The sequence below is a fragment of the Pseudomonas cavernicola genome (assembly GCF_003596405.1).
GTDB lineage: Bacteria > Pseudomonadota > Gammaproteobacteria > Pseudomonadales > Pseudomonadaceae > Aquipseudomonas > Aquipseudomonas cavernicola.
This window is the reverse complement of record NZ_QYUR01000002.1, coordinates 131,960-145,205: the sequence shown is the minus strand read 5'-3', so window position 1 is coordinate 145,205 and position 13,246 is coordinate 131,960. Positions and strand designations below refer to the sequence as shown.

Below are 13,246 nucleotides of genomic sequence, written 5' to 3'. Positions count from 1 at the left end.
ACCTTAAGTTACAGAGGGCTGAGTCGATATCAGGTATACAGGACTCCGCGCTCTGACGGTTTTTTGGGACTTTTCTTACATTGAACTGCCTGTAGTTGTCGTTCTGATTCTAGCGACTCAGGACGGCCCATCGGGATGGAACGGCTGCCACGTGTGATTCTTACCCGTCCGTCTCTGCGACGACACATAACAATAATGCGAACAGGAGACGTCTTGTGAAGACCGTGCTGTATCCGGCCATCGCGCTGATGAATCGCCTTAGTTTTGGTATGAAATTTAGTCTGATCAGCGTCTTGTTCTTCTTGCCGATGCTGGTCACCAACTTCTATCTGGTGCGCGACTCCTATCGGCAGTTCGTCGGCACCCGTGCCGAGCTGGAGAGTCTCGACCTACTGAGTTCCAGTCTCAAGCTGCGGCGTGATTTGGAAAGCCTCAACGACCTGGTCGAGATCAACGCCATGATTGGTCAGTCGGGTAAGGCCGGCGATCTGGAGGCGCGGGGCGCACAGTTGAGCAAGGAAGTCAGGGGTTCGCTGCAAGCCTTGGCGCCGGTGGTCAGCGAGCCCGAGCAGGTCGAGGAGTTCAACAGCAAGCGTGACGAGATGCTCGCTGCGTTGCAGGGCATTGAGGCCGAGACTTCGTTGCAGAGTAAGACTTCCATGGTCGAGAAGCTGCTTGGCAATGCCCAGGTGTTTATCAAGGTAGTGGCGAACCAGGCTGGGCTTAGCCAGGACAATCAACCCGCAGTGCGGCAGATGGTTGAGTTGGTTACGGTGGTGACACCGCAGGTGACGGCCGCGCTCAGCAGCGGTCGAGCCATTGGTTCCTACTCCCTCGGCCAGGGGTTCTTGAATTCATCTGCCAGCAGCAAGTTCGACGAGTTGCTCTTGGTGCTGGAAAAACTGCATGCCGAATACGGGCTTAGCCTGCGCGATGCCTTGGATGGCAGCCCGGAGGCGCGCAGTGCGCTGGACGCTTTGGCGACCGCCAGCCGCGCAACGCTGAAAGACAGCAGCGCGCTGTTTGAAGACCAAGTGATCATGGCCGACACGCTAGACACCCCCTGGCAGCAGTTTTATGACCAGGTCACGGCGGCGATGGACAAAACCTATCAGCTCAACGATGCCGCCGTGGTGTTCCTCGACCAACAGCTGCAGCAGCGTCTAGAGCAAAAACGCGTACAGGTGGTGTTGCTGGTCGTCGCGCTGATGGTGGTGTTTCTGCTGATCGTCTACCTCTACGGTGCTTTCTATGTCTCCACGCGGACGACGCTGAAGAATCTTGGCCTGGTGATGGACAAGGTTGCGGCGGGCGATATGACCGTCAGCTTCAAGGCGCAGAGTCGCGATGAGCTGGGCGAATTGGGTGAGGTGTTCAACGGCACAGTGCAGAAAATCCACCACTTGATCGAGCGCGTCGGGCATACCGTAAGCGAAGTCGGGCGCCAGGCTGATCGAGTGGAGGCGGTCTCCGCACAGAGCAACCAAGCGGTCGCTGGGCAGCGGAGCCAGATTGAACAGGTCGCGACGGCGATGAACGAAATGTCCGCTACGGCCCAGGAAGTGGCGCGTAGCGCCGCCGCGGCGGTGGACAGTGCGCAGAACGTGAATCAGGAAACGGTCAGTGGCCGGGCGCTGGTGGAGTTCCAGGTCGGCAGCATCCAGCGGTTGGCGGGCGAGATCGACCAGTCGGTGGTGGTAATCAATCAGTTGGCGAGCGATAGCGCCTCGATCAGCCAAGTGTTGGATGTGATCAAGGGCATCGCCGAGCAAACCAACCTGCTGGCGCTCAACGCGGCGATCGAAGCGGCGCGTGCCGGCGAGCAGGGCCGCGGTTTCGCCGTGGTGGCCGACGAAGTGCGCAACCTGGCCAAGCGTACCCAGCAGTCGACCGAAGAGATCGAGAAGATGATCGCCAAGCTGCAGGGAGGGGTTGGCGCGGCGGTGAAAACCATGCACACCAGCCACCAGATGGCCGATGGCACTGTCGCCGAGTCGGGCAAAGTGCAGCAGGCGCTGGAGAACATCCTTGGTTCGGTGGGCATGATAGTCGACCAAAACCAGCAGATCGCCGCAGCCGCCGAGCAGCAGACGGCGGTGGCCCACGATATCGACCAGAACATCGTCGAGATCAACCTGGCGGGTGAGCGTACCGCAGAGGGCGCCAGCCAGACCGAGCAGGCCAGTCGCGAGCTGTCTGGGCAGGTCGCGCACCTGAAGCAGCTGATCAGCGCATTCCGCGTCTGAGGCTGCCGGATTGGCGCTGATGTAGGCGCTGACGTAGGTTGGCGCTGAACGCAGTGATGCCCAACGAGGAGTCGCCCCGCGACTCCCTCTTCACGGTCCCGAACATAGAAGCCCGGCCTTACAGGCCGGTTGTTGGGCATCGCCTTCGGCTCAGCGCCAACCTACCTTGCGCGCTCCTGCTGGATGTACAGAGTGCCCGCACAGTTGTCCGACGCTTAACTGAACGGCATCTTTCTGTAATGGCTTGCGTGCTACCAGCCGAAAAGCGCGCGGGCGTTGTCCGTGCTAGCCCGTGCCAACTCGTCCGGGCTGATTTTTTTGAGCTCAGCCAGAGCCGCGCAGATCTGCGGCAAATATTCCGGGCTATTGCGCTGGTTCGGGTGCATGGCCGGTGCCATATCTGGAGCGTCGGTTTCCAACACTATGGCCTCCACTGGCAGCGCGGCGACTACCTTGCGCAGGCGCAGGGCTTGCGGCCAGCTCGCGGCGCCACCGAGGCCCAGTTTGAAGCCGAGCTTGAGGTATTCCTTGGCCTCTTCCACGCTGCCCGCAAACGCATGGATGATGCCGCCGCGCTTGAGCTTGAAACGCTTCAGCGTCGCGATCACCACGGCATGGCTGCGCCGCACATGCAGCAGGGCCGGCAGCGCAAACTCGGCGGCCAGCTCTAGTTGCGCCTCGAACAGCGCCTGCTGCCGCTCGCGGTCGAGGGTTTCCAGGTAATAGTCGAGGCCGAACTCGCCGACGGCGCAGAGCTTGGGTTGCCCGGCGAGCCGTTCCAGCCAGCGCCGCAGCTCATGCAAATGCTCCGGCCGGTGTTGATCCAGATAGACCGGATGCAGGCCGAAGGCGGCATACAGGCCATCCTCGCGGCTCACCAGCTCCCACAATCGCTGCCAATTGGCTTGGTAAACACCGAGTACCACCATGCGTTCCACGCCGAGCGCACGGCAGTTCGTCAAGACTTCGCCGCGGTCGGCGTCGAAGTCGGGGAAGTCCAGGTGGTTGTGGGTGTCGATCAGGCGCATGGTTTATTTTTCTCGAGCAGAAGTCGCAGGATATACCGTGCTGAGCAGGTGAACCCCTCTCCCGCTTGCGGGGTGAGGCGGAAATAGGCAAAGCATGCTTTGCCCCGCCCGAACGCCACTGCGCCTGCAGGCACAGTGGCTGGGGCACAGAGTGGGGGCAGGGGAGAGGGTAAAGGGATATGACGACTCTTGAGTATGCGAAGGATCTGCGCAAGGGCATGACGGACGCAGAGTTATGTCTTTGGTATCAGTTGCGGGCTCGTCGCTTTATGGGGCTGAAGTTCAAGCGGCAAAAGCCGCTTGGGTCTTACATCGTGGACTTCGTTTGCATGGAGCTGCGGTTGATCATCGAGCTCGACGGCGGACAACATGCCACACAGGCTGAATATGACCGGCGTCGGGATCGCTGGCTGATGGGGCAGGGTTTCACGGTGTTGCGTTTCTGGAATCACGAGGTGCTGCAACAAACGGATGCGGTGCTGGAGCGGATTCGGATGTGGGTGGAGCAGGAGCGGCCCTCTCCCCAGCAGCCCTCTCCCCCGGCCCCTCTCCCGTAAAACGGGAGAGGGGAGCCAAAGCCAAAGCCAAAGCCAAAGCCAAAGCCAAAGCCAAAGCCAAAGCCAAAGCCAAAGCCAAAGCCAAAGCCAAAGCCAAAGCCAAAGCGCAGGGATTGGTTGTGTACGAATAGAACCCCTCTCCCGCGTGCGGGAGAGGGGCAGGGGAGAGGGGCTTTGAGCTCTTGAGGGGGCTTTGGGCTTTTAGTGATGCTCGCGCGTAGCTCGGAACTTGATGTCCGGCCAGCGCTCTTCCATCAGTGCCAAGTTGACCCGGGTTGGCGCCAGGTAAGTGAGGTGGCCGCCGCCGTCGATGGCGAGGTTTTCCAGAGCCTTGACCTTGAAGTCTTCGAGCTTTTTCTTGTCGTCACACTCGATCCAGCGCGCGGACCAGACGGTGATCGGCTCATATAGGCACTCGACCTTGTATTCCTCCTTCAGGCGGCTGGCGACCACATCGAATTGCAGCACGCCGACGGCGCCGAGGATGATGTCGTTGCTGCGTTGCGGGAAGAACACCTGGGTGGCGCCTTCTTCTGCCAGCTCCTGCAAGCCCTGACGCAGTTGCTTGGACTTCAGCGGATCCTTCAGGCGCACGCGGCGAAACAGCTCCGGGGCGAAGTGCGGGATGCCGGTGAAGCCCAGGTTCTCACCCTCGGTGAAGGTGTCGCCGATCTGGATCGTGCCGTGGTTGTGCAGGCCGATGATGTCGCCGGCCCAGGCTTCTTCCAACTGCTCGCGCTCGGAGGAGAAGAAGGTCAGCGCATCGCCGATCCGCACCTCCTTGCCGATCCGCACGTGGCGCAGCTTCATGCCTTTGTCGTATTTGCCCGAGCAGATGCGCATGAAGGCGATACGGTCGCGGTGTTTCGGGTCCATGTTCGCCTGGATCTTGAACACGAAGCCGGTGAACCTGTGCTCGGTCGGTTCCACCACGCGCTCATGGGCGGCGCGCGGCAGCGGGCGTGGGGCCCAGTCGACGACAGCGTCCAAGACGTGATCGACGCCGAAGTTGCCGAGCGCGGTGCCGAAGAATACCGGGGTCATTTGGCCTTGGTAGAAGGCTTCCTGGTCGAACTCGTGGCAGGCGCCCTGCACCAACTCCAACTGTTCGATAAAACGCTCGTACTCATCGCCCAGGTGGGCGCGGGCTTCGTCCGAGTCGAGGTGCTCGATGATTTTGACTTCGGTGCGCTCATGCCCGTGGCCCGGGGTGTAAACGATGATGTAGTCGCCGGCCAGGTGGTAAACGCCCTTGAAGTCCTTGTAGCAGCCAATCGGCCAGGTGATCGGTGCGGCCTTGATCTTCAGCACCGCCTCGATCTCGTCGAGCAACTCGATCGGGTCGCGGATGTCACGGTCAAGCTTGTTGATAAAGCTGACGATGGGCGTGTCGCGCAGACGGCAGACGTCCATCAGGGCAATGGTGCGCGGTTCGACGCCTTTACCACCGTCGAGCACCATCAGCGCCGAGTCCACCGCGGTCAGGGTGCGGTAGGTGTCTTCGGAGAAGTCCTCGTGGCCGGGGGTGTCGAGCAGGTTGATCATGTGCTCGCGGTAGGGGAACTGCATCACCGAGGTGGTAATGGAGATGCCGCGCTGCTTCTCCATTTCCATCCAGTCGGAGGTGGCGTGACGGTCGGACTTGCGCGACTTCACCGTACCGGCGACGGCAATGGCTTTGCCCATCAGCAGGAGTTTCTCGGTGATGGTGGTTTTACCCGCGTCGGGGTGGGAAATGATGGCGAAGGTGCGGCGTTTCGCGACTTCGGCGGCCTGAGTGGTCATAGGAGGGGAACGCCTCGACGGATAGTCGGTCTGTCAAAAAAGGCGGCGATTATAACGCATGCGCGCCCTCGGCGGCGGCCGACGGGCGGTCTGGTTTCGCGGGGCTTGTGCAGCATTCCATGACGTTTTGTTTTGAATCCGCAACGGTCAATCGCCGAGGCGACAAAGTGAGGTAGGAGAGCGGCAATTTTTGATTGATCTCAGCCCCACATGCTCCTAAAGTTCGCGCCCGAACGTCCATGCTGGAAACGATCCATCCGGCTCAAGTACTGACGACGAGAGGTTGCAGGCCACTGCTGGCAGGTAATCCTCGGCGACATGCCTTGGGAAGTAGGCGAACCAAAGTGGGGAAACGGATTAGGCGTTCGAGCTTTGCGGTTTATTGAGTAAGGCACCCCTTAGAACTTTTGTTTGTTTTGCCATATGGAGTCCCTAGCATGTCGATTCAGGTCGAAGACTACTACGCGCGTGAAACCTTCCAGAAAATGAAGGCGTTCTCCGATCAGCAAGAAACCCCGTTCGTGGTGATCGACACCCAGATCATCAGCCAGGCCTACGATGACCTGCGCGCAGGTTTCGAGTTCGCCAAGGTCTACTACGCGGTGAAGGCCAACCCGGCAGTCGAGATCATCGATCTGCTCAAGGACAAGGGCTCGAACTTCGACATCGCCTCGATCTACGAGCTGGACAAGGTGATGAATCAGGGCGTTGGCCCGGAGCGCATCAGCTACGGCAACACCATCAAGAAATCCAAGGACATCCGCTACTTCTTCGAGAAGGGCGTGCGTATGTTCGCCACCGACTCGGAAGCCGACCTGCGCAACATCGCCAAGGCAGCGCCGGGCTCGAAAGTCTATGTACGCATCCTCACCGAAGGCTCGACCACGGCGGATTGGCCGCTGTCGCGCAAATTCGGCTGCCAGACCGACATGGCCATGGACCTGCTGATTCTCGCTCGCGAACTGGGCCTGGTGCCTTATGGCGTCTCCTTCCATGTCGGCTCGCAGCAGCGCGACATCAGCGTGTGGGACGCGGCCATCGCCAAGGTCAAGGTGATCTTCGAGCGCCTGAAGGAAGAAGACGGCATCGAACTTAAGATGATCAACATGGGTGGCGGTTTCCCGGCCAACTACATCACCCGTACCAACAGCCTGGAAACCTACGCCGAAGAGATCATCCGCTTCCTCAAGGAAGACTTCGGCGATGACCTGCCGGAAATCATCCTCGAGCCGGGTCGCTCCCTGATCGCCAACGCCGGCATGCTGGTCAGCGAAGTGGTGCTGGTCGCGCGTAAGTCGCGTACTGCCGTTGAGCGTTGGGTTTATGTCGATGTCGGCAAGTTCTCCGGCCTGATCGAAACCATGGATGAGTCGATCAAGTTCCCGATCTGGACCGAGAAGAAGGGCGAAGTGGAGGAAGTGGTGATCGCCGGCCCGACCTGCGACAGCGCCGACATCATGTATGAGAACTACAAATACGGCCTGCCACTGAACCTGGCGATCGGTGATCGCCTCTACTGGCTGTCCACCGGGGCCTACACCACCAGCTACAGCGCGGTGGAGTTCAACGGCTTTCCGCCGCTGAAGGCTTTCTATTTGTAAGCGTTGAGTCAGATTGCAAAACCCCGCCTTGGCGGGGTTTTGTCGTTATGGGCTGCAGAAACTGGTGGGTTTGCACGGTTCCATGGAGATATGTAAAGAGTTTGTAAAGATTGCGACTTGCTGTTGATTGAGATTGTTTCTCAAATAGAATCGCGCCTCATTTTACTTGGGGAGTGATTCTTATGAACAAGAAAGCGATGTCCTCCAATTTGCCACAGCCTCGCCTGCTGGCTTCCGCTATCGGTCTTGCCATTGCGTCCTTCGCCTGTACTGGCCTGGCGGCAGAGAGCAGCAAGAGCCAAGCGGTGGAGCTGGGCGCGGTGAACGTGCAAGGCAAGCAGGAGAAGGCGAAAAGCTACAAGGTCGAGCAAGCCTCTTCGCCGAAATACACCGCACCGCTGCTCGACACTCCCCAAACCATCACCGTGGTGCCGCAGGAAGTCATTCAGGAGCAGGGCGCCCTGAGCCTGCGCCAGGTGCTGTCCAACGTCTCCGGCATCACCTTCGCCGCTGGTGAGGGCGGTGGCGGCCTGGGCGACAGCATCAACATTCGCGGTTTCAGCGCCAACAACAACATCATGATCGATGGCCTGCGCGACAGCGCCCAGACTACCCGTTCCGACACCTTCAACCTGGAGTCGGTGGAAGTGGTCAAGGGCCCGAGCTCGGTCTACTCCGGCGCCGGCACCACGGGTGGCTCGATCAACTTGGTGAGCAAGACGCCGCACTTCGGCACCTTAACCACCCTCGGCGCCGGCCTCGGCACCGATGACTACAAGCGCCTGACCGCCGACACCAATCAGCAGCTGGACGGCATCGAAGGGGCGGCCTTCCGGCTCAACCTGATGGCCCACCAGAACGATGTGGCTGGCCGCGACCAGATCGATTACGACCGCTGGGGCATCGCGCCGTCCCTCAGCTTCGGATTGGGCACGCCGACCCGCCTGACTCTGAGCTATCTCCATCAGTCCGACGACAATCTGCCGGACTACGGCCTGCCAGCCCTCAACGGCAAGGTGTTGGCGGGTGTCGATCGCGACAACTACTACGGTTTCCGCAACCTGGACACCGAGGAAACCGATATCGACAGCTTCACCGTCAAGCTGGAGCACGACTTCAACGACCTGGTCAGCCTGTCCAACAGCGCCCGTTACTCGGAAACCGATCGCACCACCGTGGTCACCGCCGCGCAGATCAACACCGGCACCTATGACTCCAACGGCTCGTTGCCCGGTGGGGTTCGACCCGTACCGGCCGGCAAATACACCTATGGCGGCGCGGCGGGCTTTGGTCGCGATTACAGCACCAAGCTGGCGATCAATCAGACCAACCTGACCTGGAACTTCAATACGGGCTTCATCGCCCACACCCTGGTCACTGGGGCCGAGATTTTTCAGGAGAAATACGAGCGCACCACTTTCAGCTACAACACCCTGGCCGCCAACCAGTTGTTCGACCTGCACAATCCCGAGGGCTACTACAGCGGGCCGACCAACAAGCAGGACACCGGCCGCGCCGAGTCCGAGCTGGATAGCCGGGCGCTCTACGCCTTCGACACCCTGGAGTTGAGCGAGCAGTGGGAGCTGAACCTGGGCCTGCGTTACGAGCGCTACGAGGGTGAGGGCAAGACCGCCACCGTAGCAGTGGTACCGGGTTACGGCAGCCAGTACGCCTGGAGCGGCAAGCAGGACTCCTCGGATGACATGTTCAGCGGCCGCGCCGGCCTGGTGTTCAAGCCAGCGACGAACGGCGCCATCTATGTCGCCTGGGGCAACTCCTACAACTCTTCGGCGGAGAGCCTGACCGGCAGTGGCAATCTGGGCGGCACCAGCGGAACCGGCCTGAACGACAAGACGCAGAATCTGGACCCGGAGAAGAACGAAACCTGGGAGCTGGGCACCAAGTGGGATCTGCTGGATCAGCGGCTGGCGGTCAATGCCGCGCTGTTCCGGGTCGACAAGACCAATGGCCGCGTTGATGTGGATAGCGGTGCCGGGGTGAGCTATCAGTTGGACGGCGAGCAGCGCGTGGAGGGTTTCGAGCTGGGACTGTCCGGCAAGATCACCGACAACTGGGAGGCCTTTGCCAACTACACCCAGATGCGCAGCGAGATTCGCAAGACCGGCACATCGGCGACCGATCTGGCCGAGGAGGGGCAGGCGCTGGCCAACACCCCGCCGCGTTCCTTCAGCCTGTGGACCAGCTATGACCTGCCGCAGGGCTGGGAAGTTGGCTATGGCGCGCAGTTCGTCGACGAGCGTAACGTCGCCAACACCGGTACCGCCAAGGTGCCGGCCTACTGGTTGCACAGTGCGCTGGTGGGTTACGAGGTCAACAATGAACTCAGCCTGCAGTTGAACCTCTACAACCTGTTCGACAAGGAGTACTACGACCGCATCCGCACCACCGCAGGTACGACTGGTCGCTCCTCCTCGCTGGTCCCCGGCGACGGTCGCTCCGCCGTGTTGACCGCCAACTACTCGTTCTAAAGCTTAAAAACCGTTGCAATCAAAGCCCCGCCCATTCGGCGGGGCTTTGGCGTATCAGGAGATCGTCGCGATGATGGTGCATATCCCCAAGGTGTTGACCCCCGAACAGGTCGCCGAGTGCCGGCGCCTGTTACAGCAGGCGCAGTGGATCGATGGCAAGGCGACTGCAGGTTTCCAGTCGGCGATGGCCAAGGACAACCTGCAATTGCCGGAGGACAGCCCGCAGGCACGGCAGATGGGCGAACTGATCCTTCAGGCACTCGAGCGCAATCCGTTGTTCATCTCCGCAGCCCTGCCAAAAAAGGTTTTCCCGCCGCTGTTCAACTGCTACCAGGGTGGGCAGTCGTTCGGCCTGCATGTGGATAACGCCGTGCGCGAAGTGCGTGGTACGGGCGAGCGCATCCGTACCGATCTGTCCGCCACGCTGTTCTTCTGCAACCCGGACGAATACGACGGCGGTGAGCTGCTGGTGGAAGACACCTATGGTGCGCACAGCGTCAAGCTGCCGGCCGGCGATCTGATCCTCTATCCGTCTACCAGCCTGCACCGGGTCAACCCAGTCACTCGCGGCGCACGAGTCTGCTCGTTCTTCTGGCTGCAGAGCATGGTTCGCGATGACGGCCAGCGCAGTCTCTTGTTCGATCTGGATTCGAGCATCCAACAACTCAATAGTGAGTTGGGCGCCGGGCACGCCAGCAGCGTGCAGTTGACCGGCGTGTATCACAACCTGCTGCGGCGCTGGGCTGATGTGTAGGAACGAGCTCTGCTCGCGATCTGAACTCCAAAAAGCGATCGCGAGCAGAGCTGAACATAAAAGATAAAAGCGCCCGGTTACGGCTCCAATGTAATGCATTCTCAAATAGAATTGCTTCGCAGTTATGGTGTCGGACCGTTACCCGCTGAAGGTGGATTCTTCCCGTGTTGAAAAAAACTCTGTTCCAGTTGCACTGGTTCTTCGGCATCAGCGCCGGCTTGGTGCTGGCGTTGATGGGCGTAACCGGTGCGCTGTATTCCTTTGAAGGCGAGATCATGCGCGCCCTCAACCCGGACACCTTGCGGGTCCAGGTGCGTGAGTCCGGCGTGCTGGCGCCGGCCGAGCTGGTGCAGAAGATCGAGGCCGCCGAGGGTAAGACGATCGCTAGCCTGTGGGTCGAAACCACGAGCGGCAACGCCGCACGGGTGTTCTTCACCCCACCGCCGGGCGAGCGGCGCGGGCCGATGCGTTATTTCGACCCCTACAGCGGCGAGTTGCTGGACGAGCCGACGGGGCAGCAGTTTTTTGGCCTGATGCTGCAGTTGCACCGCTTCCTCGCCCTGGGTGAGTTCGGTAAACAGATCACCGCCGCCTGCACCCTGATCCTCATCTTCTTTTGTCTGTCTGGCCTCTATCTGCGCTGGCCACGCCAGGCGCTGAACTGGCGCGCCTGGCTGACCCTGGATTGGGCGCGCAAGGGTCGTAACTTCAATTGGGATCTGCATTCGGTCGCTGGGACCTGGTGTCTGGCGTTTTATTTGTTGGCGTCACTGACCGGGCTGTATTGGTCTTACGACTGGTATCGCGAGGGGCTGACCAAGCTGCTCGCCGATGCGCCGGCCGGTGAGGCGCGCGGCAAGCCCGCTGGACGTGGCGAGGGCCGCAGCGATGGCGGGCGGGGTATGCCGGCGCCGCCCGGGCCGCCGCTGGTGGTCGACTACCCGGCGGTGTGGCAGAGCATCCAGAATGCCGCCGGGCCGCAGATGACAGCCTACAACCTGCGCCTGCCGCCGGTCGGCGGGCAGCCGGCGACGGTGTTCTACTTGCTGGCAGATGCCGACCACCCGCGCGCGCTCAATCAGATCCTGCTCGACCCGGCCAGCGGCAAGATCGCCCGCCACGAGCGCTACAACGACAAGAGTTTCAAGGCGCAGTTGCTGACCAGCGTCTACGCCCTGCACGTTGGCGAATACTTCGGCCTGGCCGGGCGCATCCTGATGCTGCTGGCCAGCGCGGCGATGCCGTTGTTCGCCATCACCGGCTGGCTGCTCTACCTCGACCGGCGGCGCAAGCAGCGCGCGATCCGTACGGCGCGTGGCGATATCCGCACCAGCGGTGGAGACGGCTGGCTGATCGGCTTCGCCAGCCAGAGCGGTTTCGCCGAACAGTTGGCCTGGCAGACCGCCGGGCATTTGCAGGCCGCCGGCCATCCAGTGCGGGTGCAGCCGCTGGCGGCGCTGGATGAGCAGAGTCTGCGCCAGGCGCAAAACGCGTTGTTTGTGGTCAGCACCTTTGGCGATGGTGAAGCCCCGGACAGCGCCCGCGGTTTCGAGCGCAAGCTGCTCGGTCAAGCCGTGACGCTGGGTAACCTGAGATACGCCGTGCTGGCCCTGGGCGATCGGCAGTACGCGCAGTTTTGCGGCTTTGCCCGGCGTTTGCACGGCTGGCTCGGTCAGCAGGGCGCGCAGAGTCTGTTCGCGCCGGTCGAGGTGGATAACGGCGACGGTACTGCACTGCAACACTGGCAGCAGCAGCTTGGCCAGTTGACCGGCTGCCAAGCGCTGACGGCTTGGCAGGCACCAGACTTTGCCAGTTGGACCTTGAGTGGGCGTGAGTTGCTGAATTCCGGCAGCGCTGGTGCGCCGACCTTCCTATTACGCCTGGCTGCGCCAAGCAGCGCGGCCGGCGATTGGCTCGCCGGCGATCTGGTGGAGGTGCTGCCGCGTAACAGCGCCATAGCGGTCGAGGCATTTCTCGCCGGCCTGGGCGTGGCGGCGCAGACGCCGGTGCAGCTGGCCGGTCTGAGCGAAACCCTGGCTCAGGCGCTGGCGAGCCGGCAGCTGCCGCCGAGCCGCGAGCATCTGGTCGGCCTGCATGCGCAAGCCTTGGTCGATGCGCTGATTCCGCTGGCGGCGCGCGAATACTCGATCGCTTCGCTGCCGAGTGATGGCGCGCTGGAGCTGATCGTGCGTCAGGAGCGCCACGCGGATGGCAGTTTGGGCCTGGGTTCCGGCTGGCTGACCGAGTACGCGCCGGCCGGCGCTGCGGTCAGCTTGCGCCTGCGCCGTAACAGCGGCTTCCACCTGCCACAAGAGCCGCGTCCGCTGATCCTGCTCGGTAACGGCACTGGTCTGGCGGGCCTGCGCAGCCTGCTCAAGGCGCGCATCGCCGAGGGCTGCAAGCACAACTGGCTGCTGTTCGGCGAGCGTAACGCCGCCCACGATTTCTTCTGCCGCGCTGAACTGCAGGGCTGGCTGGCCGACGGCGCACTGGCGCGACTGGACCTGGCCTTCTCCCGCGATCAGGCGCAGAAGATTTATGTGCAGGACCGCCTGCGCGGGGCTGCGGATGAACTGCGCAACTGGCTGGCCGAGGGCGCAGCGATCTATGTCTGCGGCAGCCTGCAGGGGATGGCCGAGGGCGTCGACCAGGTGCTGAACGAACTGCTCGGTGCGCAGGCTGTGCAGCAGCTGACGGAAGAGGGCCGCTACCGCCGCGATGTGTATTGAGCCGTAGGGCGAAGTAGGGCGGATTAGCGCAGCGTAATCCGCCACACTGCCGCCGCA

At 61.6% G+C, this 13,246-nt stretch carries 8 protein-coding genes and 1 pseudogene; 7 read left to right on the top strand and 2 right to left on the bottom strand.

The genetic code is table 11. From position 1 onward, the window contains the following. Nucleotides 1-248 precede the first annotated feature (248 nt). Together D3879_RS27740 and D3879_RS27735 are read left to right on the top strand one after the other, a co-directional pair. Nucleotides 249-1,388 (top strand): annotated as a pseudogene (locus tag D3879_RS27740) (HAMP domain-containing protein); the annotation flags it as partial. Nucleotides 1,389-1,532: 144 nt separating this feature from the next. Beyond that, complete coding sequence (locus D3879_RS27735; protein WP_420800913.1) at nucleotides 1,533-2,246, top strand: methyl-accepting chemotaxis protein; 714 nt, start codon at nucleotides 1,533-1,535, stop codon at nucleotides 2,244-2,246. Between the two features lie 251 nt (nucleotides 2,247-2,497). On the opposite strand, the gene D3879_RS00990 is transcribed toward D3879_RS27735, so the two are convergent. Then, entirely contained in the window at nucleotides 2,498-3,274 is a 777-nt protein-coding gene (locus tag D3879_RS00990; RefSeq protein WP_119952283.1) for a TatD family hydrolase, read from the bottom strand. Nucleotides 3,275-3,453: 179 nt separating this feature from the next. Between D3879_RS00990 and D3879_RS00985 the strand changes: the two genes are divergently transcribed. Continuing rightward, nucleotides 3,454-3,831 (top strand): endonuclease domain-containing protein, encoded by a 378-nt coding sequence (locus D3879_RS00985; RefSeq protein WP_119952282.1) that lies wholly within the window; start codon nucleotides 3,454-3,456, stop codon nucleotides 3,829-3,831. Nucleotides 3,832-4,032: 201 nt separating this feature from the next. Here D3879_RS00985 and D3879_RS00980 read toward each other — a convergent pair whose 3' ends face one another. Beyond that, nucleotides 4,033-5,616, bottom strand: a complete 1,584-nt coding sequence (locus D3879_RS00980; protein WP_119952281.1) for a peptide chain release factor 3 — start codon at nucleotides 5,614-5,616, stop codon at nucleotides 4,033-4,035. A gap of 437 nt (nucleotides 5,617-6,053) precedes the next feature. Here D3879_RS00980 and D3879_RS00975 point away from each other — a divergent pair, with 437 nt between their 5' ends. The 4 genes from D3879_RS00975 to D3879_RS00960 all read left to right on the top strand — a co-directional run bounded on the left by D3879_RS00975 (nucleotide 6,054) and on the right by D3879_RS00960 (nucleotide 13,189). Further along, nucleotides 6,054-7,217: a type III PLP-dependent enzyme gene (locus tag D3879_RS00975; RefSeq protein WP_119952280.1), complete on the top strand. Its 1,164-nt coding sequence runs from the start codon at nucleotides 6,054-6,056 to the stop codon at nucleotides 7,215-7,217. Nucleotides 7,218-7,399: 182 nt separating this feature from the next. Continuing rightward, complete coding sequence (locus D3879_RS00970) at nucleotides 7,400-9,706, top strand: TonB-dependent receptor (protein ID WP_119952279.1); 2,307 nt, start codon at nucleotides 7,400-7,402, stop codon at nucleotides 9,704-9,706. A 70-nt stretch (nucleotides 9,707-9,776) separates the two neighbouring features. Further along, nucleotides 9,777-10,460: a Fe2+-dependent dioxygenase gene (locus tag D3879_RS00965; protein WP_119952278.1), complete on the top strand. Its 684-nt coding sequence runs from the start codon at nucleotides 9,777-9,779 to the stop codon at nucleotides 10,458-10,460. Between the two features lie 164 nt (nucleotides 10,461-10,624). Then, complete coding sequence (locus D3879_RS00960; RefSeq protein ID WP_119952277.1) at nucleotides 10,625-13,189, top strand: PepSY domain-containing protein; 2,565 nt, start codon at nucleotides 10,625-10,627, stop codon at nucleotides 13,187-13,189. Nucleotides 13,190-13,246: the final 57 nt, after the last annotated feature.

Coding starts and splice junctions, on each gene's coding strand:
- D3879_RS00980 (WP_119952281.1), bottom strand. CDS start 5,616: ATGACCACTCAGGCCGCCGAAGTCGCGAAACGCCGCACCTTCGCCATC.
- D3879_RS00965 (WP_119952278.1), top strand. CDS start 9,777: ATGATGGTGCATATCCCCAAGGTGTTGACCCCCGAACAGGTCGCCGAG.
- D3879_RS00975 (WP_119952280.1), top strand. CDS start 6,054: ATGTCGATTCAGGTCGAAGACTACTACGCGCGTGAAACCTTCCAGAAA.
- D3879_RS27735 (WP_420800913.1), top strand. CDS start 1,533: ATGAACGAAATGTCCGCTACGGCCCAGGAAGTGGCGCGTAGCGCCGCC.
- D3879_RS00990 (WP_119952283.1), bottom strand. CDS start 3,274: ATGCGCCTGATCGACACCCACAACCACCTGGACTTCCCCGACTTCGAC.
- D3879_RS00985 (WP_119952282.1), top strand. CDS start 3,454: ATGACGACTCTTGAGTATGCGAAGGATCTGCGCAAGGGCATGACGGAC.
- D3879_RS00970 (WP_119952279.1), top strand. CDS start 7,400: ATGAACAAGAAAGCGATGTCCTCCAATTTGCCACAGCCTCGCCTGCTG.